This window comes from Kribbella sp. NPDC031520 (genome assembly GCF_055580825.1).
The window spans coordinates 361,683-381,274 of record NZ_JBVIKS010000003.1 but is presented as its reverse complement, the minus strand read 5'-3'; the positions used below and the strand labels follow the sequence as shown (position 1 = coordinate 381,274).

The 19,592-nt window shown below is 68.0% G+C and carries 22 protein-coding genes and 1 pseudogene; 17 read left to right on the top strand and 6 right to left on the bottom strand.

Annotated features, from left to right (window positions below):
• Window positions 1–53: 53 nt before the first annotated feature.
• Genes ACZ5BU_RS17215 through ACZ5BU_RS17185 form a run of 7 tightly spaced genes read left to right on the top strand, consistent with a single transcriptional unit; the run spans window position 54 to window position 5,929 of the window.
• The gene (locus ACZ5BU_RS17215) at window positions 54–1,256 is read left to right on the top strand and encodes a cytochrome P450 (RefSeq protein WP_465699922.1); all 1,203 of its coding nucleotides are present in this window, start codon (window positions 54–56) and stop codon (window positions 1,254–1,256) included.
• Window positions 1,256–1,900, top strand: coding sequence for a TetR/AcrR family transcriptional regulator (locus ACZ5BU_RS17210; RefSeq protein WP_465701064.1), 645 nt, complete (start codon window positions 1,256–1,258; stop codon window positions 1,898–1,900). The genes ACZ5BU_RS17215 and ACZ5BU_RS17210 overlap by 1 nt, the downstream gene beginning before the upstream one ends.
• Window positions 1,897–3,024: an NAD(P)/FAD-dependent oxidoreductase gene (locus tag ACZ5BU_RS17205; protein ID WP_465699920.1), complete on the top strand. Its 1,128-nt coding sequence runs from the start codon at window positions 1,897–1,899 to the stop codon at window positions 3,022–3,024. Before ACZ5BU_RS17210 ends, ACZ5BU_RS17205 begins: the two co-directional genes overlap by 4 nt.
• Window positions 3,025–3,049: 25 nt before the next feature.
• Window positions 3,050–4,246, top strand: a complete 1,197-nt coding sequence (locus ACZ5BU_RS17200; protein WP_465699918.1) for a cytochrome P450 — start codon at window positions 3,050–3,052, stop codon at window positions 4,244–4,246.
• Window positions 4,247–4,257: 11 nt separating this feature from the next.
• Entirely contained in the window at window positions 4,258–4,452 is a 195-nt protein-coding gene (locus ACZ5BU_RS17195) for a ferredoxin (RefSeq protein ID WP_465699916.1), read from the top strand.
• A gap of 21 nt (window positions 4,453–4,473) precedes the next feature.
• Window positions 4,474–4,821, top strand: a complete 348-nt coding sequence (locus tag ACZ5BU_RS17190) for a VOC family protein (protein WP_465699914.1) — start codon at window positions 4,474–4,476, stop codon at window positions 4,819–4,821.
• Window positions 4,811–5,929 carry an epoxide hydrolase family protein gene (locus tag ACZ5BU_RS17185; protein WP_465699912.1) on the top strand — a complete coding sequence of 373 codons (1,119 nt, stop codon included), beginning with the start codon at window positions 4,811–4,813 and terminating at the stop codon, window positions 5,927–5,929. The genes ACZ5BU_RS17190 and ACZ5BU_RS17185 overlap by 11 nt, the downstream gene beginning before the upstream one ends.
• A gap of 138 nt (window positions 5,930–6,067) precedes the next feature.
• On the opposite strand, the pseudogene ACZ5BU_RS17180 reads toward ACZ5BU_RS17185, so the two are convergent.
• Window positions 6,068–6,193 (bottom strand): annotated as a pseudogene (locus ACZ5BU_RS17180) (GNAT family N-acetyltransferase); the annotation flags it as partial.
• Window positions 6,194–6,470: 277 nt separating this feature from the next.
• Between ACZ5BU_RS17180 and ACZ5BU_RS17175 the strand changes: the two are divergent.
• Window positions 6,471–6,962 carry a winged helix-turn-helix transcriptional regulator gene (locus tag ACZ5BU_RS17175; protein ID WP_465699910.1) on the top strand — a complete coding sequence of 164 codons (492 nt, stop codon included), beginning with the start codon at window positions 6,471–6,473 and terminating at the stop codon, window positions 6,960–6,962.
• On the opposite strand, the gene ACZ5BU_RS17170 is transcribed toward ACZ5BU_RS17175, so the two are convergent.
• Window positions 6,959–7,846 carry a helix-turn-helix domain-containing protein gene (locus tag ACZ5BU_RS17170; protein ID WP_465699908.1) on the bottom strand — a complete coding sequence of 296 codons (888 nt, stop codon included), beginning with the start codon at window positions 7,844–7,846 and terminating at the stop codon, window positions 6,959–6,961. The genes ACZ5BU_RS17175 and ACZ5BU_RS17170 overlap by 4 nt on opposite strands.
• Window positions 7,847–8,010: 164 nt before the next feature.
• On the opposite strand from ACZ5BU_RS17170, the gene ACZ5BU_RS17165 reads away from it, so the two are divergent.
• Window positions 8,011–8,841: an SAM-dependent methyltransferase gene (locus ACZ5BU_RS17165; protein WP_465699906.1), complete on the top strand. Its 831-nt coding sequence runs from the start codon at window positions 8,011–8,013 to the stop codon at window positions 8,839–8,841.
• Between the two features lie 49 nt (window positions 8,842–8,890).
• Here ACZ5BU_RS17165 and ACZ5BU_RS17160 read toward each other — a convergent pair whose 3' ends face one another.
• On the bottom strand, window positions 8,891–9,967 hold the full coding sequence (locus ACZ5BU_RS17160; protein ID WP_465699904.1) for a ricin-type beta-trefoil lectin domain protein: 1,077 nt from the start codon (window positions 9,965–9,967) through the stop codon (window positions 8,891–8,893).
• Between the two features lie 166 nt (window positions 9,968–10,133).
• On the opposite strand from ACZ5BU_RS17160, the gene ACZ5BU_RS17155 reads away from it, so the two are divergent.
• Window positions 10,134–11,318 carry an MFS transporter gene (locus ACZ5BU_RS17155; protein WP_465699902.1) on the top strand — a complete coding sequence of 395 codons (1,185 nt, stop codon included), beginning with the start codon at window positions 10,134–10,136 and terminating at the stop codon, window positions 11,316–11,318.
• Here the strand turns inward: ACZ5BU_RS17155 and ACZ5BU_RS17150 are convergent.
• Window positions 11,315–11,872 (bottom strand): helix-turn-helix domain-containing protein, encoded by a 558-nt coding sequence (locus ACZ5BU_RS17150; protein WP_465699900.1) that lies wholly within the window; start codon window positions 11,870–11,872, stop codon window positions 11,315–11,317. The genes ACZ5BU_RS17155 and ACZ5BU_RS17150 overlap by 4 nt on opposite strands.
• 71 nt (window positions 11,873–11,943) lie before the next feature.
• Here ACZ5BU_RS17150 and ACZ5BU_RS17145 point away from each other — a divergent pair, with 71 nt between their 5' ends.
• Genes ACZ5BU_RS17145 through ACZ5BU_RS17120 form a run of 6 tightly spaced genes read left to right on the top strand, consistent with a single transcriptional unit; the run spans window position 11,944 to window position 15,975 of the window.
• A complete protein-coding gene (locus ACZ5BU_RS17145) occupies window positions 11,944–12,633 on the top strand; it encodes an AzlC family ABC transporter permease (RefSeq protein ID WP_465699898.1) in 690 nt (229 codons plus the stop codon).
• Entirely contained in the window at window positions 12,630–12,953 is a 324-nt protein-coding gene (locus ACZ5BU_RS17140; protein WP_465699896.1) for an AzlD domain-containing protein, read from the top strand. Before ACZ5BU_RS17145 ends, ACZ5BU_RS17140 begins: the two co-directional genes overlap by 4 nt.
• A gap of 46 nt (window positions 12,954–12,999) precedes the next feature.
• On the top strand, window positions 13,000–13,584 hold the full coding sequence (locus ACZ5BU_RS17135) for a hypothetical protein (protein WP_465699895.1): 585 nt from the start codon (window positions 13,000–13,002) through the stop codon (window positions 13,582–13,584).
• 2 nt (window positions 13,585–13,586) lie between these two features.
• Window positions 13,587–14,288 carry a tyrosine-protein phosphatase gene (locus ACZ5BU_RS17130; protein WP_465699893.1) on the top strand — a complete coding sequence of 234 codons (702 nt, stop codon included), beginning with the start codon at window positions 13,587–13,589 and terminating at the stop codon, window positions 14,286–14,288.
• Window positions 14,289–14,330: 42 nt separating this feature from the next.
• Entirely contained in the window at window positions 14,331–15,230 is a 900-nt protein-coding gene (locus ACZ5BU_RS17125; RefSeq protein ID WP_465699891.1) for an ABC transporter permease, read from the top strand.
• Entirely contained in the window at window positions 15,217–15,975 is a 759-nt protein-coding gene (locus ACZ5BU_RS17120; protein ID WP_465699889.1) for an ABC transporter ATP-binding protein, read from the top strand. The genes ACZ5BU_RS17125 and ACZ5BU_RS17120 overlap by 14 nt, the downstream gene beginning before the upstream one ends.
• Here the strand turns inward: ACZ5BU_RS17120 and ACZ5BU_RS17115 are convergent.
• On the bottom strand, window positions 15,972–16,976 hold the full coding sequence (locus ACZ5BU_RS17115) for a glycosyltransferase family 2 protein (RefSeq protein WP_465699887.1): 1,005 nt from the start codon (window positions 16,974–16,976) through the stop codon (window positions 15,972–15,974). The two genes, ACZ5BU_RS17120 and ACZ5BU_RS17115, sit on opposite strands and share 4 nt — an antisense overlap.
• Before the next feature lie 6 nt (window positions 16,977–16,982).
• Window positions 16,983–18,464 (bottom strand): LCP family protein, encoded by a 1,482-nt coding sequence (locus ACZ5BU_RS17110; RefSeq protein ID WP_465699885.1) that lies wholly within the window; start codon window positions 18,462–18,464, stop codon window positions 16,983–16,985.
• 249 nt (window positions 18,465–18,713) lie between these two features.
• Between ACZ5BU_RS17110 and ACZ5BU_RS17105 the strand changes: the two genes are divergently transcribed.
• Entirely contained in the window at window positions 18,714–19,544 is an 831-nt protein-coding gene (locus ACZ5BU_RS17105; RefSeq protein WP_465699883.1) for a S1 family peptidase, read from the top strand.
• Window positions 19,545–19,592: the final 48 nt, after the last annotated feature.

Genomic DNA, 19,592 nt, shown 5'->3' with positions numbered 1-19,592 from the left:
TAAACAAGTAGGCAGGGCAAGCTGGAGGAACAACCACCCGGAGGTGATGGCCTGTGACCGATAGTGATCAGCTCGTCCAGTATCCGATTCCGCCTGTTGACGCGATCGAACCGCCGCCCGAGTGGGAGCGGCTCCGGCAGCAGTGCCCGGTGGCGCACGTGCAGCTGCCGAGCGGTGACGAGGCGGCCCTGCTCACCCGGTACGACGACGTACGGCAGGTGCTGTCCGACGCGCGGTTCGCCCGTACGGCCGACGGCGCCGCGCGGGTGTCCGCCGAGGGTGCGGGCGTGTTCGACCGGCGGCGTCCGGGCGTACCGCAGTCCGGGGACGGGCATCAGCGCTGGCGGCGGATGATCACCAAGTGGTTCACGGCCAAGCGGATGGCGGCGTTGCGGCCGTCGATCGAGGCGATGGCGGACCAGCTCGTCGACGGCATGGTCGCGGACGGGCAGCCCGCCGATCTGAAGGCCGCGCTCGGGTTTCCGTTGCCGGTGTGGGTGATCTGCGAGCTGCTCGGCGTACCGGCGTCCGACCGGGAGCGGTTCTCGTACTGGTCCGACACGTTCCTCAACCTGACCCGGTACTCGGCCGCCGACATGGAGGCCGCACATGCCGAGTTCGCCGCTTACATGACCGGACACATCGAGGCCAAGCGCGCGGATCCCGGTACCGATCTGCTGAGCGACCTGATCACCGGGACCGACTCGGCCGGCGAGCAGCTCAGCGACGACGCGCTCGTCTCGACCGGGATGGGGTTGCTGATCGCCGGCCACGAGACCACCACGAACATGATCGGCAAGATGATGGCGATGCTGCTCGCCGATCGCACCCGCTGGGAGCAGTTGCTCGCGGACCCGTCGCTGGTTCGTACGGCGGTCGAGGAGGCGTTGCGGTACGACGCCAACGCCGGGTTCGGCATGATCCGGTACGTCACCGAGGACCTCGAGCTGTCCGACGGCGTCCTGCCCGCGGGGACGACCGCGGTGTGCAGCATGGCGTCGGCGAACCGGGACGAGCGCGTCTTCGAGGATGCCGCCGCGATGGATCTGCGCCGGAGTCCGAACGTGCACCTGGCGTTCGGCGCGGGGCCGCACTCGTGCATCGGGCAGTCGCTCGCGCGGACCGAGTTGCAGGTCGTACTGGAAGTGTTGTTGCGTCGGTTGCCGACATTGGCGCTGGCTGTGCCGTCCGCGGAACTGCCCCTGGTCGAGGGGCTGCTCGTCGGCGGGCTGCGGGAGGTAAGGGTGATCTGGTGATGATGGCGAAAGAGGTCCGGGCCGCGCGGGTGAACGCGACCCGCGAGCTGATCATGGCGACGGCCGAACGGATGTTCGCCGAACGTGGCGTGCACGAGGTGTCGAACCGGCAGATCAGCGAGGCCGCCGGGCAGGGCAACAACACCGCGGTCGGGTACCACTTCGGGACCAAGACGGATCTGGTCCGGGCGATCGTCCGCAAGCATGCGGAGCCGGTCGAGGCGCGGCGGCGGGAGCTGCTGGCCGAGCTCGGCGCGGAACCCGACGTACGGGACTGGGTGACGGTGCTCGTGCGGTCGGCGACCGATCACATGGGCAGTCTGGGTACACCGAGTTGGCTGGCGCGGTTCAGTGCGCAGCTGATGAACGACCCGGCGCTGCGGGAGATCCAGCTGCTGGAGTCACGCAGTTCGCCGTCGCTGACCCGGGTCGTCGACGGTCTGGCGTCACGGCTGGCCCACCTGCCACCGGAGGTCCGGCTCGAACGCGGCGACATGGCGCGCCATCTGATCATCCAGATGACGGCAGAGTTCGAGCTGGCCCTCGCCGAGGGGCGACCGACCGTACGCGCCACGTGGCAGGAGATGGCGGACGGGCTGATCGACGGCATCGTCGGTCTGTTGACCGCCCCGGTGACAACATGACCGTACTGATCGTCGGCGCGTCCGCGGCCGGTCTGACCACCGCGGAAACCCTGCGCCGCAAGGGTTTCCGCGACCGGATCACGATCCTGGGTGCCGAGTCGCACCCACCCTACGACCGTCCACCGCTGTCCAAACAATTCCTCCACGGCACCTGGGACGAACCCCGCACCCACCTCCGCCCGGGCTCGATCCTGCAAGCCCTCGACGCCGAGTTCGTCCTGGGTGATCCCGCGGTAGCTCTCGACGACCACACAGTCCGCACCTCCACCGGGCGCGCGCTGACAGCCGACCACGTGGTGATCGCCACGGGCCTCACTCCCCGTCGCCTTCCAGGCGCACCGCTCGAGGGCGTACACGTCCTACGAACCCTCGACGACGCAGCAGCCCTCCGCGAATCCTTCATGGAATCTCGCCGGGTGGTGGTCGTGGGGGATGGGGTGCTTGGGGCGGAGGTTGCTGCGACGGCCTGTCAGCTCGGGCTCGCCGTCACGCTGGTGGGGCCGCAAGCCGTGCCTATGGAGGCTCAGCTGGGAGCTGTTGTTGGGGGATTGCTGGGGGAGCTGCACAGTTCTGAAGGGGTGGAGCTTCGGCTGGGTGTTGCGGTTGACGGGCTTGTCGGGGAGGACGGGCGGGTGGCCGGGGTGCGGCTCGCGGACGGCGTCGTGTTGCCGGCGGATGTGGTGGTTGTGGCGTTGGGGGCGGTGCCGGCCATCGGGTGGCTGGAGGGGAGCGGGCTGAGGCTGGAGAACGGGGTGGTCTGTGACGAGTACTGCCGGGCCGCGGACGGCGTGTACGCGGCGGGGGATGTGGCGCGGTGGTCGTACGACGGAAGGCTTGTGCGGCTGGAGAATCGGACCAACGCGACCGAGCAAGCCATCTGCGTTGCCGCGAACATCCTCGGCGAGCAGCAACCGTACCGGCCGATTCCGTACTTCTGGACCGACCAGTTCGGCACCAGGATCCAGGTCCACGGCCGCCCGGCCGCCGACCTGACGATTGCCGAAGGCAACATCAACGAACGGTTCGTCGCGCACTACCGCGACGACGGCCGGATCGTCGGCGTCCTCGGCTGGAACGCACCGAAACAGACCCGTGCGCACCGCGAGCACCTCGTGCACACGTAGCAAACCTCTCTGGGGAAGGAAGCATATGAGCACTCCTGTGTATCCGATGACCCGGGCAACAGGCTGTCCGTTCGATCCGCCGCCGCAACTGCGCGAACTGCAGGAACAGGCACCGCTCGTCAAGGTCGACAGCTTCGGGAAGCCCGCCTGGCTGGTCACGCGGTACAACGACCAGCGCACACTGCTCGCGGATCCGCGACTGAGCTCCGACGTCACCAAACCCGGCTACCCGAGCCCGGCCGGCGCACCGCCACGCAAGGACGGTGCCGGGATCGGCTTCATCCTGATGGACGACCCTGAGCACGCGCGGCTGCGCCGGATGGTGACCGCGCCGTTCATGATCAAGCGGATCGAGGCGATGCGCCCCGGCGTCCAGAAGATCGTCGACGAACTGATCGACGACCTGCTGGCCGGGCCGAAGCCGGTCGACCTGGTGGAGGCGTTCGCGTTGCCGGTGCCGTCGCTGGTGATCTGCGGGCTGCTCGGCGTCCCGTACGCGGATCACGACTTCTTCCAGCAGAACAGCAAGAACCTGATCCGGATGTCGGCGACCCCCGAGGAACGCGCCGCCGCGCACGGCAACCTCGCGAATTACCTCGACAACCTGGTCGGCGAGAAGCTCGAGAACCCTGGCGACGACCTGCTGTCCGGGCTGACCGACCGGGTGAAGGCGGGCGAGCTGACCCGCCAGGACGCGGCCGGGATCGGCGTGCTCCTGCTCCTCGCCGGCCACGAGACCACCGCGAACATGATCGCCCTAGGCACCCTCGCGCTGCTGGAACACCCGGACCAGCTGGCAGTACTGCGGGAGACCGACGACCCGAAGCTGGTGGCGGGCGCGGTCGAGGAACTGCTGCGCTACCTGAACATCACGCACAACGGCCGGCGTCGCGCCGTCCTCGAGGACATCGAGCTGCACGGCCAAGTGCTGAAGGCGGGCGACGGCGTGATCCTGCCGAACGACATCGGCAACCGGGACCCGTCGGTGTTCGCGGATCCGGACACCCTGGACCTGACCCGGGACGCGCGCCGCCATGTCGCGTTCGGGTTCGGCGTACATCAGTGCCTCGGGCAACCGTTGGCGCGGATGGAGCTGCAGGTCGTGTACAGCACGCTGTACCGGCGGATCCCGACATTGCGGCGGGCCGTACCGCTGGAGGAGATCCCGTTCAAGCACGACGGCGCCGTGTACGGCGTCTACTCGCTTCCCGTCACGTGGTGAAAGGACATCCCATGAAGGTGATCGTCGACCAGGACAAGTGCGTCGCCTCCGGCCAGTGCGTCACCGCGGCCGCCGAGGTGTTCGATCAGCGCGACGAGGACGGCATCGTCGTACTCCTGAACGAGAACCCGCCCGAAGAGCTGGCCGCCGGCATCCACCAGGCCGCCGCGGTCTGCCCTGCGCTGGCCATCGTCGTCGAGGACTAAGGGACGACTACAGTGCTGTAGATGATCAACGGCGCGCATGTGATCGTCTACAGCACTGACGCGGAGGCGGATCGGGCGTTCTTCCGGGACGTGCTGGAGTATCCGTCGGTGGATGCCGGCCACGGCTGGCTGATCTTCAAGCTGCCGCCGGCCGAGGTGGCTGTTCATCCGGCCGAGGCGGCGTCGCACGAGTTGTTGTTGATGTGCGACGACCTCGAGCAGACGATGAGCGACCTCACCGCCCGCGGTGTCGAGTTCGTGCGGCCTGTCGAGCGGCAGCGGTGGGGGGTGCTGACCGCGTTCCGGTTGCCGGGTGGCGGCGAGGTCGGTTTGTACGAGCCGCTGCACGAGCGCGCGCATGATCTCTGAGTTCCGGATCGCGGTGCCCGAATCGGATGTGCTCGACCTGCGGGAACGGCTACGTCGGATTCGTTGGCCCCGGCAACTACCCGGTGGGTGGGAGCGGGGCGTGCCGGTGGACTACCTGCAACATGTGGCCGCGCGGTGGGCGACGTACGACTGGCGAGTGTGGGAAGAGCGGCTCAACGCGTTTCCGCAGTACCAGACGGAGATCGACGGTCAGACAGTGCATTTCCTGCAGGTACGCTCGCCCGAGCCGGATGCATTGCCACTCCTGCTGACGCACGGCTGGCCGGGCTCGGTGGCCGAATTCCTCGATGTCATCGGGCCGCTCACCGACCCGGCCGCGTACGGCGGAGATCCGCGCGACGCGTTCCACGTCGTGGCACCGTCCGTTCCGGGACACGGTTTCTCGGTTCCGTTGACGGACGGCTGGGACCACCGGCGGATCGCTCGCGCATGGGTCGAGCTGATGCATCGGCTGGGCTACCAGCGGTACGGCGCGCAAGGTGGTGACACGGGATCCGTCGTGTCGCCGATGGTCGGGCAGCTGGATCCGGAAAACGTGGTCGGCGTCCACATCAACGGCGGGCTGGCGTTCCCGGAGGATCTGCGGCAGGGCGACGTGGTGACCGATGCCGAACGCGAGCGCCTGGCCGCCGCCGAGCGGTTGCGGGCGGTCGGGACCGGGTACGCCGACCTGCAGGGAACGCGTCCGCAAACGGTTTCTTTCGGGCTGAGCGATTCACCCGTCGGCCAGCTGGCGTGGATCCTGGAGAAGTTCTGGGAATGGACCGATCCGGCCCGTGGACTCCCCGAGGACGCCGTCGACCTCGATCACCTGCTGACCGACGTGTCGATCTACTGGTTCACCAACACGAGCGCGACCTCCGCCAATCTGTACTACGAGAACCGCCTCAAGGCCGACGACCTCCGGCCCGGCGTACCGACCGGGATCGCCGTGTTTCCGACCGATCCGGCGATCCGCCGCGTCCTGGACCGCCGGCACCACATCGTCCACTGGTCGGAGTTCACTCGCGGCGGGCACTTCGCTGCGCTCGAGGCTCCGGACCTGCTGGTCGGCGACATCCGCGCGTTCTTCCGGCTGGTCCGGTAACCGGTCAGGCAGGCGGGCCGGCGCGACGAACATCAGCAGCGGGCCGTCCCGTTCGACCGTCGCGTCCGGCCAGCGCCGCCGTACCATCCGGACCGAACGCTCGTTGGCCGCGCTCACCACGAACAGAAATGACCGCGCCCCGGCCGCGATCGCGTCCGCCGCGGCGACCGACAGCATCCGGACCCCGAGTCCGCGGCGCTGCTCGTCCTCCGCGATCACGGCCGCGAGTTCGGCAGTCGCCGCGCCCGGAGCCCAGGCCCACATGGCATGTCCGACGATCGTGCCGCACCGGGTCGCGACGAACGCGGCGCCGGCCGGGCACAGCATCCGGAGCAGCAGCGCGGCCCGCGGCGGCGTACCGATCGCGGTCTGGAACCGGAAGTAGCGGCTGAGATCGGTCAGCCCGGTGAGCATCCTGGCCAGCTCGTCCGCGTCGGGTTCGCCGGCGCGACGGACGAGTGGCGGTCCCGTCTGAGTCTGGTTCACGGATTCAGCCTTGCTGGCTTGGCTGAGTCTGTCAAGCGGACTTATCATTGTTCACATGAGCACGGCACTGAACGAGCAGGTTCCGGAAGCGATGAACTGGTCCACGGAGAACTGCACGATCTCCCGGACGATGGACATCCTCGGCGACAAGTGGACTTTTCACGTGCTGCGTGAGCTCTTCGTCGGTGTCCGCCGCTTCGAGGACATCCGGGCCCGCGCGGGCGTCCCGCGCCAGGTGCTGACCGAACGGCTCGCCGCCCTGATCGAGCGCGGCCTGATCCGCCGGCACCCCTACCGCCTGCCCGGACAGCGCGAGCGCTCGGAGTACCGACTGACTCAGGCAGGGATGGACCTCTACCCGGTGCTGGTCGCGATGGTGCAGTGGGCCGACGAGTACCTCCCGCTCGACGCCGGCCCGCCGATCGAGCCGCGGCACCGCGGCGACTGCGGCGAACGCGTCACCGTCGTGATGAGATGCGAAGCCGGCCACGAACCCGCGCCCCGCGAGGTCGCCTTCCAGGCCGGTCCGGGCGCCCAGCGACGTTAGTTCGTTGCTTCGTCGAGGCGTTCGATCGCGCGCCGGATCAGGGTCTCGGTCTCGCGCGGCTGGGCCGCGGTGATCGAGACCGCGTCCATCGTGACGACGTACGTGTCGAGTTCCTCGCGCTTGTCGAGGTAGACGGCACTGGTCAGGTGTTCGATGTAGACGATGTCGGGCAGGTCCGGGTCGTTGAACCGGAGCAGGGTGAACGCGCCGCCGGTCGCGGTGTACCCGCCCTGCTCGAACGGGATGATCTGCAGCGTCACGTTGTGCCGCCGGGCCGCCTCGATCAGGTACTCGAGCTGGTTGCGCAGGACCTGCGGACTGCCGATCGGACGGCGCAGGACCGACTCGTCCAGGACGGCCCACAACCGTGCGGGTCGTTGCCGAGTCAGCACTTCCTGGCGGCTCATTCGCAACGACACAAGGCGATCCACCTCGGCCTTCGGCAGCGGAATGTCGTGCCGGCCGAGCTGGATGACGGCCTTCGCGTACTCCGGGGTCTGCAGCAGACCCGGGACGAACTGCAGCTCGAACGTACGGATCAGGTCGGCCGCCATCTCCAGGCCGAGGTAGGAGTGGAACCACTGCGGCGTGAGGTCGTCGTAGCGTTGCCACCAGCCCGGGTTGTTCGCGTCCCGGGCCAGCGCCAGCAGCCGGTCCCGCTCGACCTCGTCGTCCACCTTGTACAGCGTCAGCAGGTCGTCGACGTCGCGGACCTTGAAACCGACCCGGCCGAGCTCCAGCCTGCTGATCTTGGACTCCGAGCCACGGATCGCCCAGCCCGCGTCGGTCCGGCTGACCCCCGCGGACTCGCGCAACCGGCGCAGGTGCACTCCGAGCATGATGCGCAGGGCGGTCGGGCCGCCGTACGCCCCCGGCTCGGTCACCTCTGGCCTCCCAGCAGCAGTGGTTCGGTGTGCTGCAGTTGATCATTTCATAACGGTGCGTGAATATGTCCACCCGCAGGCGCCGACACGATGTGTTCAGTCGGCCGTACTCTCGGTAGAGTCTGTCGAACAGACTTCCCGATCTCTTTCTGCGAGGTTCACTGATGGTCGATGCCACCAAAGCGCCTAGCTCGAATCCGGTCGGCGTCGACACGACCCGGGCCAGCATCGCCCGGGTGTACGACGCCTTCCTCGGCGGCAAGGACAACTTCGAGGTCGACCGCGAGGTACTGCGCCGGGTCCAGAGCGCGGCGCCGCAGGCTCAGGACCTGGCCTGGTCGAACCGGAACTTCCTGATCCGCGCCTGCCGGTTCCTGGCCGGCCAGGCGGGGATCACGCAGTACCTGGACTGCGGGTCCGGTCTGCCGACCGCCGAGAACACCCACCAGGTCGTGCAGCGGATCCAGCCCGAGGCCAAGGTGCTCTACATCGACAACGACCCGGTGGTGCTCGCGCACGGCCGCGCGCTGCTGGAGGAGAACGAGAACACGCTGTTCGTCAGCGCCGACATCTTCGACCCGGACGAGGTGCTGGGCAACAAGGAGGTGCGCGGTTTCCTCGACTTCAGCGAGCCGATCGCCGTGATCCAGAACGGCACGCTGCACCACTACATCGGCGACGAGGGCGCGCAGATCATGCAGAAGTACGTCGACGCGGTGGTGCCCGGGTCGTACACGGTTGTCTCACACTTCTACGACCCGGAGACCCCGGAGCACTCCGAGGTCGCCCGGAAGATGGAGGAGAAGTTCATCCACAGCCCGATGGGCAGTGGCCGGTTCCGCACCCGTGCGGAGCTGATGACGTTCTTCCCCGACCAGGAACTGGTCGAGCCGGGGCTGGTGCTCTGTGACGACTGGTGGCCGGACGGCCCGCGGATCAAGCCGCTGAACCAGGTCGAGGAGTGCATCGTCGGCGGGGTCGGCCGCAAGCTCTGAGCTTGGCAAAGGCGGGGCGCCCTGGTTAGGGGCGCCCCGCTTTCCGTTGTCAGAACGTCCAGCGTTGCGCCGCCGAGTTGTTGCAGGTAGCAACGGTCACCGGGTTGCCCAGGGCAACTGGTGCGGTGAGGCAGCGGCCGCCGGTGCGAATCGTGCCGTCGCCCGGGAGTGTCCACTGCTGGTTCGTGCCGCCGTGACAGCTGTAGAGAATCACGGCGCCGGCTTGGGTCGCGCTCGCGTCCAGGCAGGCGAACTCGGCGTGGAACGTCGTGTTCTCGGCGTGTACCCAGTTCTGGTTGTCGCCGCCGGTGCAGCTGTACAGGAGGATCGTCGTACCGTCGGATCCGGAAACGTCGAGGCAGCCGCCGCTGCCGCGGATGTCGCCGGAGGCGGAGTTTCCGATGCCGTTTTCCTGGACGGCCGTCGATCCGTTCAGGGTGACCTGGCTGTCGGCGGCGCAGCCCGTGCTCTCCGACGTACCGGTGAAGTGCGCGGCCAGGCTGCCGCTGGTCGGGGCGGCCATCGTCAGCTTCGAGTACGGCTCGTCGTCGCAGGTGGCGTTGTCGTTGTTCCAGTCGAAGTACTCGGTCCAGCTGACCATGCCCGACGTGCTGATCGTGTTGCCGGACCCGGTCTGCAGACTGCCGAGTTTGAACGACGTACCGGCGGTCAGGTCGCGGACCGTCACGCCGTACCAGCCGCTGCCTTCGCTCGCGACGGCGAACGCGTACGTGTGGCCCGGGGCCGGGGCCTTGTCGAGGCGGCAGCTGCCGCCGGTGCCGTCCTCCTGGAACTTGATGCAGTACGTGCCGGCGTCACCGGCCTTCCAGGCGGTGGAGTTCCAGAGCGAGTACAGGAACATGCCGCCGCCGTCGCGATGCATCTGCATGCCGGTGTACCCGCCGACGTCGCCGCCGGTGAAGCCGAACTGGTTGGCCCAGTAGACGTTCGCGCGACCGGGTGAGTTGTTGATCGTCATCCGGAACTCGACCGAGGTCAGCGAGGCCGTGTCGAACGTGTAGTTGACGTAGGTTCCGGGCGTCACCCCGACGGCCGACGCGCTACCGGGAACCAAAGCGGCGGCAAGGGCGAGCAGGGCGCAGAGCAGTAGGGATCTGAGTCTCATCGGGCACTACCTCCGAGCGAAGTGGGGCGGTACTTCGGCTGCGAGAGCTCTCCTCGTCGATGATGCGCAGAGTTGTACGGAGATGTCTAGAGGTGAGCGGTTAACGTTACAGATGCTCGCAAACGTGCATAGTTTGTGATTGTGCCGGGCGGGCACACGGAACGTGATGACTAGTGCAGTGGAACGGATCGGAACGAGTCGTCGTGGGCCGTTCCTGGTAACGGCTGCCGCGTTGTTCGTGTTGTTGTTCGACGGAAACCTGCCGACGCCGCTGTACGGCGTGTACCGGGAGCGGTTCGGTTTCTCCGGGACCGAACTGACGCTGATCTTCGCCGTCTACATGGCGGTACTGGTGCCTTCGCTGCTGGTGTTCGGGCAGCTGTCGGACCAGATCGGCCGGCCGCGGGTCCTGCTCGGCGGGTTGAGCCTCGGCGCCGTCGGACTGATCCTGCTCGCGGTGGCACAGAGCACCGCGTGGCTCTTCGCCGGTCGGATCGCAGCCGGCGTCGCGCTGGGCGCCACGGCCGGAACCGCAGCTGCAGCGCTCGTGGAGTTCGAGCCGGACGACGACCACGGCAAGGCGGCCCTCGCCACAGTTCTCGCGCAGAGCGGTGGGAGTGCCGCAGGCCCCTTGGTCGCCGGCGCACTCGCTGAGTGGGCGCCGTACCCGCGACAACTTCCCTACGGTGTCGGCCTGGTGCTCACTGTCGTCGCCGCGATCGCCGTCTCCCGGCTGCCGCGCGAGCCGGTCAGCGGCCGATGGCGGCCGCAGCGCCCGTCCGTACCGGCCGAGATCCGGGCGGACTTCGCCCGCGCGGGGCTGAGTGGTGCAACGGTTTGGGCGGTCGGTGGCCTCTTCCTGTCCGTCATACCGTCGTACACCGCGCAACTCCTGCACAATCACAACCTGGCCTTGCTGGGCGCCATCGCCGCGATGATGCTGGCCGCCGCGTGTGCCGTCCAGGCGATCTCGGTCCGGCTGCAGCTCGCGCCGCGCCGGGCCCAGCCTGCCGGGTTGGTGTCGCTGATCGTCGGCCTGGCGGCCCTGGTCGGGGCCTTCCCGGCGAAGTCGCTCGTACTGATCGTCGCCGCGGCTCTGTTCGCCGGCGCCGGGCTGGGTCTGACGTACTTCGGTTCGCAGGCGGAGGTCAATCAGCTCGCACCCGACGCCCGGCGCGGTGAGGTGACTGCCGCGTTCCTGACCTGTGTGTACCTGGGCGTGGCCGCGACTGCCATCTCCACCGGACTCTTGAGCGATGCGTACTCCCTGCCGACCGCCATCGCCCTCGTGTGCGGTGTGGCCGGTGCGACGGCGCTGGTCGCGGTCGGCTGGCAGCTCAAGCGGCGTTAGACGTGCTCCGAGACGAGCGTTGCGGTCGTGTTCTCCTCGAGGGCCTGGAAGATGTGCGGGAGGTCCCCGGGGTAGGCGATGTAGTCGCCGGGGCGCAGTTCGACCGGATCGTCGAGGGGACCGACCAGGGCACGGCCGGAGCTGAGGATGACGTGTTCGACGACGCCCGGCATGTGCGGGTCGGACTTCCGGCCGGGGCCGGGGGAGGCGACGATCCGGTACAGGTCGCGACGGGCGTTCGGCGGGCTGGACGCGACCAGGGTGGCGCTGTACTCGGCCTGTTCGGAGTAGATCACCGGGCCTTCCCCGGCGCGGATGATCTGCACCCTCGGGCGCGGCGGGTCGAGGAGCGCGGAGAACGGGGTGTCGAGCGCGACGGCCAGCGCCCACAGGGTTTCCACGCTCGGGTTGCCGGTGCCGGACTCCAGCTGGGACAGCGTGGACTTGGCGACGCCGGCGCGTTTGGCGACCTCGGTGAGGGAGAGCCCGGCGCGGGCGCGATGCCGGCGCAGGGAGGCTGCGATCACGTCGAGTGGTGCTCGGCTGCTGTCCATGCGAGTGTTCGCTCCATCGGTCCGATTGTTCGGGTTGACGAACGGGCGGGATGGTGTTCATCATAATGCCCATGCGTTCGATCTGGCGAACACTCGACCGGGGCCTGGCCCGCGACATCGCGCTGGTGTGTCTGGCCGACAGTGTCGTCGGGCTGTCGTACGGCGCGATCAGCGTCGGCAACGGGCTGCCGTTGTGGGTCCCGATCCTGCTGTCGGTCGTCGTCTTCGCGGGTGCGTCGCAGTTCCTGTTCGTCGGGATCGTCGCGGCCGGTGGCAGCCCGATCGCCGCGATGATCGCGGGGTTGCTGGTGAACAGCCGGCATGTCGCGTTCGGGCTGGCGCTCAGTGACGTGATCGGCAGCGGGTGGCGGCGGTGGCCCGGGAGCCACGTGATGACCGACGAGAACGTCGCGTTCGCGATGGGGCAGAACGAGCTCGAGCAGCAGCGAGCGGCGTACTGGGCCGGTGGCATCGGCATCTTCGTCTGCTGGAACGTCGGCGTGGTGATCGGCGGCCTGGCCGGATCCGTCATCACCGACACGGACGTGTTCGGTCTGGACGCGGCGTTCCCGGCAGTCCTGCTGGCGCTGGTCCTTCCCGCGCTGCGCGATCGTCGTACCCGTACGGCGGCCCTCGTCGGCGTCGTGATCGCCTTGGCCGCAACGCCTTTCCTGCCGGCCGGTCTGCCCGTACTGCTTGCCCTTGTGGGCCTGCTGTTCTACCGGTCGGAGAAGCCCGCACTGGAGGAGGTGGCTCGATGACGAACACGCCCTTGTTGCTGGTCGGGATCGGAGTGCTTGCCGTAGGCACCTTCTCGATGCGGTTCGCGGGGCCTGCCCTCCGGAGCCGCTTCGAGGTCCCGGAACGGATCCAGCAGTTGCTGGCGGCCGCCGCCATCGTCCTACTCACAGCCCTGGTAGCCACCTCAGCCCTGACCGCCGGCCACGGCCCGGCCGGCATCGCCCGCCCCGCCGGGGTGCTGGTAGGCGGAGTCCTGGCCTGGCGCAAGGCGCCGTTCGTCCTGGTCGTCGTGGCCGCCGCCGCGACCGCGGCCGGCTTGCGCCTGCTCGGCGTCCCGTAGGCCGTTAACCGGCCATAGCAGTCTCCGTAGCCGCTACCGTGCAGCTATGAGCTTGCAGCCCGGGGCGCCCAAGAAGTCGGTCCTGCCGGCGATCGGCATCGCCTGTTTCGTGATCGGTGTGCTCCTGGCCGGGTTCTTCGCCTGGCGGATCGTCGTCACGGCGCCGCGGACGCCGCAGCCGATCGAGAACGGGCGGGTGCACCTGAAGAAGGACGGGCTGACGATCTACTCGTCGATCCCGGTGCCCGGCCCGCCCTGCACGGCGCAGGACGCGAACGGGAACGACGTACCGCTGAAGAAGGTGACCGGGTCGGAGACGATCACGATCAACGGCGAGAGCTGGTACGTCGTCGCGCGGTCGGCGAAGGCCGTACCGGCCGGGGACTACAGCATCTCCTGCACCGACGACCAGACCAGCGCGACGTACTCCGCCGGCCCGAAGTCGTCGGTGCTCGCCTTCGTGGTGTCGATCCTCGGTACGGTCTTCTCGCTGCTGGTCTTCATCGGCCTCGGCGTCACCTTCCTGGTCATCGGCCTGGTCCTCCGCAACCGCAACCGCCGCCCCACCGACACCTTCCCACCGCCGCCGTACAACCCGGGCCCGAACCCCGACCGCCCGCAGGACCGGTGACCGTGGACCTCGACTGGCCTGGCTGCCGCAACGTTCGTGATGTCGGAGGGCTGCCTACTACTGACGGACGGGTTGTCCGCGAAGGTGTGCTGATCCGCGCCGACAGTCTTGGGTACCTGACCGACGAAGGTGTTGCCGCAGTGCGCCGCGCGGGCGTGGGAAGAATCCTCGACCTTCGCGGAGACGCCGAAGTCGCGGCGTACCCGACACCCTTCACCAACACGCCGGTCGCGGTCCACCAGCCCCTGCAAGACCCGGCCGACCCGGACCACGGTCAACCGACCATCGTTCAAGCCTGTACGTGGATGCTCGACCAACGCCCCGAGCTCTTCGCCGCGGCTGTGAAGGCGATCGCCGACGAGCAGGACGGCGCGGTCGTCGTGCACTGCCACGGCGGCAAGGACCGCACCGGAATGGTCGTCGCGCTGGCCCTCAGCGTCGCCGGTGTCCCCGAGGACGAGATCGTCGCCGACTACTACCTCACGCAGTCGCGAATGGCACGCTGGCTCGAGGAGCAACTGGCGGCCGAACCGGATACCGCGAAACACCCGGAAATGATCGAGTTCCGCGATACCCGGGCCGAGTCGATCGTCGCGATCCTGCGCCATCTGGACAGGAAGTACGGCGGGCCGGAGGCATACCTGCGCATCGGTGGTATCACTGAAAGCGAGCTCAGGAACCTGAAAGCCCGCTTAGTGGGCTGACCTGCGTCACTACCCCGTCACGGACCGCAGTACTGTGCTGCAATGCCGACCGCCGCAACGCCGACCGGGTCGACCGGAGTATCCGATCCGGCGGCACTGGCCGAACGCTACGGACTCTCCAAGAGCTCGATCCGCCCGCCGCTCAGCTCGTACCTGCGCGAGCTGTGGAGCCGTCGTAAGTTCGTCGTCAGTTATGCCACCGCACGCACCTATGCCATGTACGCCGGGGCCCGCCTCGGCTCGATCTGGCAGGTCCTCACCCCGCTGCTGAACGCCGGGGTGTACTACCTCGCCTTCGGGGTGCTGCTGGGGACGAGGAACGGGATCGACAACTACGTCGCGTTCCTGCTCAGCGGGGTGTTCGTGTTCACGTTCACCCAGCGCTGCATGACGGAAGGGTCCCGCTCGCTGGCGCTGAACCTGTCGCTGATCCGCACCCTGCACTTCCCGCGTGCGACCCTGCCGCTCGCCTACGTGCTGAACGAGCTGAACCAGATGCTGATCTCGCTGGGCCTGCTGTTCCTCGTCGTCGGCTTCACCGACGGTCCCGCGTGGCGGTGGTTCCTTGTCGTCCCCGCGATGCTGCTGCAGGTGATGTTCAACATCGGCATCACGTTGGTCTTCGCGCGGATCGGGACGTTCGTGACCGACATCAGCCAGTTGCTGCCGTTCATCACGCGCACCTGGCTGTACGCGTCCGGGATCTTCTTCTCGCTGCCGTACAAGCTGTCGCAGCTGCACGCCCCGGGCTGGGTGGTCCAGGTGCTGGCGTTCAACCCGATCTCGGCGTACATCGACATCGTCCGGCGTTCGTTGCTCACCGAGCATCAGAAGAACCAGCTCCCGCACGCGTGGACGATCGCGATCGTCTGGTCGTTCGTGATGCTGGCCGGCGGACTCTGGTACTTCTGGCGTGCGGAGGACCGCTATGGACGCGGCTGAACCGACGGTCATCGCGGACCACCTCGACATCATCTACAAGGTGATCGCGGGCCAGGGCGGCAAGGGTACGGCGGCGACCGCGCTGCGCCGGATCATCAAGCGCCAGGACCGGCCGACGATCCGCGAGGTGCACGCGGTCAAGGACGTCAGCTTCACCGCCTACAAGGGCGACGCGATCGGGGTCATCGGCCGCAACGGCTCCGGCAAGTCGACGATGCTGCGCGCGATCGCCGGCCTGCTGCCGCCCGCGTCCGGCGTCGTCTACACCGGCGGCCGCCCGTCGCTGCTCGGCGTCAACGCGGCGATGATGAACGACCTGACCGGTGAGCGGAACGTGGTCCTCGGCTGTCTCGCGATGGGTATGTCGCCGGCCGAGACCCAGCGCCGGTACGCCGAGATTGTCGAGTTCTCCGGGATCGGCGACTTCATCGACCTGCCGATGTCGACGTACTCGACCGGTATGCAGGCGCGGCTGAAGTTCGCGATCGCGTCCGCGAAGACGCACGACATCCTGCTCGTCGACGAGGCGCTGGCCACCGGTGACGCCGAGTTCCGGGTCCGGTCGGAACGCAAGATCAAGGAGCTCCGCGACCAGGCCGGCACGGTGTTCCTGGTCAGCCACAGCCTGGAGGTCGTCCAGGAGACCTGCAACCGGGCATTGTGGCTGGACGCCGGCGTGCTGAAACTCGACGGCTCCGTCGACGAGGTCGTCGAGGCCTACATCAAGTCGACCAGGGGCGGCTAGGCGGCCTTCGGGCGTTCGTGGAGGCCGATCAGGAAGCCGAGGCCCCAGGAGACGTGCATGGTGGCACAGACCAGGGGCATCCAGAACAGCGCCTTCCAGGGCAGGTAGCGGCCCTCCATCGCGGACCCGACCATCAGCAGGAGTGCGTAGCCCAGCGGGGCCAGGAAGCCGAGGTCGAGCCAGCTGACGCCCGTTGCCAGGCCGATGATGCCGAGGATCGTGCCGACCGCGAGGCCGATGACGGCGACCGGCGGCGCCAGGTAGCGCTTGCTGGCGGTCTCCGGGTGCCGGCGGATCACCTCGCGGCGCCACTGGCCGGTGTGGAAGAACTGCTTGGCCACCGCGGACAGCGAGGAGCGCGGCCGGTACGTCACCGACAGGTCCGGGCTGAACCAGATCAGCCCGCCGGTCTTGCGGATCCGGTAGTTCAGTTCCCAGTCCTGGGCCCGGTGCATGGTCTCGTCGAAGCCGCCGACCCGCTCCAGCGCGGCCCGCCGGAACACACCCAGGTACACCGTGTCGGCCGGGCCGGCTTTGCCGCCCTGGTGGAACGTCGACGCGCCCAGCCCCAGCCGGGAGCGGTACGCGCAGGCGACCGCCATCTCCGTTGGCGTCCGGCCCTCGGCGGCCATCACGCCGCCGACGTTGTCCGCGCCGCTCTCGTCCAGCACCTCGACCGCGCGGGTGATGTACCCGTCGGTGAGCGCGCCGTGCCCGTCCACCCGGACCAGGATGTCGTGCTTGGCGTGCGCGATGCCGACGTTCAGCGCGGCCGGCGTCTTGCCGGTCGGGTTCGGCACGATGCTGATCCGGTGGTCCTTCTCGGCCAGCTTCTCCGCGATCTCCTCGGTCCGGTCCTTGCTCGGGCCGATCGCCAGGACGACTTCCAGTTCACCCGGGTAGTCCTGGTCGAGGACGCGGCCGACCGCCTCCTCGAGATGGCGTTCCTCGTTCAGCACGGGCATCACGACGGACACGGGTGGCCAGTGGGACAGCGGCATATCAGGTCAGGCCTTACAGATCGATGCGACGTCGTCGACGCCGTTGGCGGGTGTGGTCGGAGAGCTCGTCGGCTTCTTGCTCGGCTTTTTGGTGGTGTGGCTGGTCGGGGTGCTGGTGGCGGTGCTACGCGGAGTGTTCGAGGTCTTACCGTCTCCTCCTGAGCCGCCCTTGTCCAGCGATTCGGACTTCGCGATCGCCTCCGCGACCTTGGTCTTGATCAGCGCGAAGTCGGGATCGCTGGTCTTGATCAACGGCGGGACCGCGGAGAAGCTTGACACCGGGAGCTTCTTCGCGTCCAGCGCGAGATCCGTGAAGGTCCCGAGTTCGCCCGCCGGGATGCTGGTCTTGACCACGTGTTTACTGGCCGAGGCGATGGCCTGGAACTTGGTCAGCACCACCGACGGCGACAGCTGGTTCAGCATCGCGGCCATCACGCACTTCTGCCGCGCCATCCGGTCGTAGTCCGACGACTCGGCCCGGGACCGGGCGAACCAGAGCGCGTGGTAGCCGTCCAGGTGGACGTTCTTGCCCGGCTCGATGTAGCCCTTGATCGGGGTCGACTCGCCGCCGATCGGGACCCGCTTGCCGATGTCCAGGGTGATCCCGCCGACCGCGTTCAGTAGATCGCGGAAGCCGGCCAGGTCGATCAGCACGTAGTAGTTGATCTTCAGCCCGGTGACCGCCTCGATCGCCTGCGTGGTCGCGGTTTCACCGGGGTTCGGGTCGCCGGGGAACAGGCTCTTGTGGCCGACGGCGTACGTGTAGACGGCGTTCAGCAGGCACTGCGCGCCGCAGTCCTTCCACTTGAAGCCGTCCGGGAACTGCTTGGCCATCGCCGTACCGGCCGGGAACGGCACCTTGGCCAGGTTGCGTGGCAGGCCGATCAGGACGGTCCGGCCGGTGTTCGCGTCCACGCTCGCGACGGTCATGCTGTCCGGGCGGGTACCGACCCGGTCCGCGCCGGAGTCGCCGCCCATCAGCAGCACGTTGTACCGGCCCTTGTCGGCCTTCGACTTGGTCCCGCTGCCGAACACGCTGGCGACGAAGTCGCGCTGGGTGTTCACGATCACACTCGCGTAGACCAGCGCACCGACCACGACGAAGATCAGCACGCCGTCGAGAATGCTGGTGATCAGCCGGTGGTTGCGCTCCAGCATCAGCGGCTGGCTGATCCGGTACGCGTCCACGAACAGCGCCGCCCAGCCGAACGCGAGCACGATCAGCAGGATCTGCACCAGCCGCAGCGTCTTCGGCTGGGCCAGGAAGTTGATCGTCCCGGATCGCCAGACCAGGCCGAGAACGACCAGGAAGACGACGATCGCGATCAGTCCGGCGACCACCCGCCAGACCCAGCGGCCGGCCTTCCTGCTGCCGGCCACGATCTGTGCCGATCCGGGCAGGACCAGCGTCATCAACAGCAGTGTCAGCGCCCGCTTGAACCGGACCGGTTCGCGGAGATTGCGCAGGTCTGGCTTCTCCTGCGGCATGACGTCCTTCCGTTCTCCACTCCGGTGGTCTGCTCCCGACCGTACCTGGTTGCTTGTCATCACTTGGTACGACGTGCCGGTCGTGCCGATGGTTCGCACCCGGGCGGATCCGGAGACGAAGAGTAGCAGTCCCCTCACACAGCGCAGGAAAACCCGTGCTCTCACCCTGCTTCACACAGCTGTGATGGTCCGCGGGCGATGGATGCGTTACGAAGTCCTTCAAGTACAACCAGTGAGGAAACCGCCCCCATGAAACTCTTCCGCACAGTCCTGGCCGTTACCGCGGTCGCAACAACCACGCTGCTCGGCACGAGCGCGGCCCAAGCCGCCCCAGGTGCCGACTTCACCGGGATCGCCGCGCTGAGCAACTGCTCCGCCTCCCTCGTCCGGTACGCCGAATCCGTCGACACCGACAAGGCCCTCGTACTCACCAACGGCCACTGCTACGAAGGCGGGTTCCTGCAGCCCGGCCAGGTCCTGGTGAACAAGTCCTCGACCCGGTCGATCACGCTGCTGAACCCGGACTCCAGCCGGGCCGGCACGGTCCGCGCCGACAAGATCCTGTACGGCACGATGACCAAGACCGACGTGATCGTGTACGAGGTGAACGAGAGCTACGCCTCGATCAAGAACCGCCTGAACGTCACCCCGCTGACGCTGGCCAAGCAAGGCCCGGCCGACGGCGCCGGCATGGCCGTCGTGTCCGGTTACTGGAAACGGATCTACACCTGCTCGGTGCAGGCCACGATCCCGCAGCTCCGCGAGGGCGACTGGACCTGGCAGGACTCGATCAAGTACCAGCAGCCCGGCTGCGAGACGATCGGCGGTACGTCGGGATCGCCCGTCGTCAGCACCTCCACCGGCGAGATGATCGGCATCAACAACACCGGCAACGAGGACGGCGAGGAGTGCACGGTGAACAACCCGTGCGAGGTGGACGCGAACGGCAACGTGACCGTCGACCAGGGTGCGGCGTACGGCGAGCAGACCTGGTGGCTCTACACCTGCCTGACCGCCAACCGCACGATCGACCTCAACCTGTCCGGTTGTGAACTGCCCAAGCCGACCCGGCGCCGCTGACCCTCCGTAAAGAAGGGTGCGGGGTGACGCACGCCACTTCGATATCCG

Bases quoted from the DNA above. Each gene is read 5' to 3' on its own strand.
- ACZ5BU_RS17205 (WP_465699920.1), top strand. From the start codon at position 1,897: ATGACCGTACTGATCGTCGGCGCGTCCGCGGCCGGTCTGACCACCGCG.
- ACZ5BU_RS17145 (WP_465699898.1), top strand. From the start codon at position 11,944: ATGCGTTCGATCTGGCGAACACTCGACCGGGGCCTGGCCCGCGACATC.
- ACZ5BU_RS17175 (WP_465699910.1), top strand. From the start codon at position 6,471: ATGAGCACGGCACTGAACGAGCAGGTTCCGGAAGCGATGAACTGGTCC.
- ACZ5BU_RS17190 (WP_465699914.1), top strand. From the start codon at position 4,474: ATGATCAACGGCGCGCATGTGATCGTCTACAGCACTGACGCGGAGGCG.
- ACZ5BU_RS17200 (WP_465699918.1), top strand. From the start codon at position 3,050: ATGAGCACTCCTGTGTATCCGATGACCCGGGCAACAGGCTGTCCGTTC.
- ACZ5BU_RS17120 (WP_465699889.1), top strand. From the start codon at position 15,217: ATGGACGCGGCTGAACCGACGGTCATCGCGGACCACCTCGACATCATC.
- ACZ5BU_RS17105 (WP_465699883.1), top strand. From the start codon at position 18,714: ATGAAACTCTTCCGCACAGTCCTGGCCGTTACCGCGGTCGCAACAACC.
- ACZ5BU_RS17135 (WP_465699895.1), top strand. From the start codon at position 13,000: ATGAGCTTGCAGCCCGGGGCGCCCAAGAAGTCGGTCCTGCCGGCGATC.
- ACZ5BU_RS17115 (WP_465699887.1), bottom strand. From the start codon at position 16,976: ATGCCGCTGTCCCACTGGCCACCCGTGTCCGTCGTGATGCCCGTGCTG.
- ACZ5BU_RS17185 (WP_465699912.1), top strand. From the start codon at position 4,811: ATGATCTCTGAGTTCCGGATCGCGGTGCCCGAATCGGATGTGCTCGAC.
- ACZ5BU_RS17125 (WP_465699891.1), top strand. From the start codon at position 14,331: ATGCCGACCGCCGCAACGCCGACCGGGTCGACCGGAGTATCCGATCCG.
- ACZ5BU_RS17195 (WP_465699916.1), top strand. From the start codon at position 4,258: ATGAAGGTGATCGTCGACCAGGACAAGTGCGTCGCCTCCGGCCAGTGC.
- ACZ5BU_RS17110 (WP_465699885.1), bottom strand. From the start codon at position 18,464: ATGCCGCAGGAGAAGCCAGACCTGCGCAATCTCCGCGAACCGGTCCGG.
- ACZ5BU_RS17210 (WP_465701064.1), top strand. From the start codon at position 1,256: ATGATGGCGAAAGAGGTCCGGGCCGCGCGGGTGAACGCGACCCGCGAG.
- ACZ5BU_RS17160 (WP_465699904.1), bottom strand. From the start codon at position 9,967: ATGAGACTCAGATCCCTACTGCTCTGCGCCCTGCTCGCCCTTGCCGCC.
- ACZ5BU_RS17165 (WP_465699906.1), top strand. From the start codon at position 8,011: ATGGTCGATGCCACCAAAGCGCCTAGCTCGAATCCGGTCGGCGTCGAC.
- ACZ5BU_RS17140 (WP_465699896.1), top strand. From the start codon at position 12,630: ATGACGAACACGCCCTTGTTGCTGGTCGGGATCGGAGTGCTTGCCGTA.
- ACZ5BU_RS17155 (WP_465699902.1), top strand. From the start codon at position 10,134: ATGACTAGTGCAGTGGAACGGATCGGAACGAGTCGTCGTGGGCCGTTC.
- ACZ5BU_RS17150 (WP_465699900.1), bottom strand. From the start codon at position 11,872: ATGGACAGCAGCCGAGCACCACTCGACGTGATCGCAGCCTCCCTGCGC.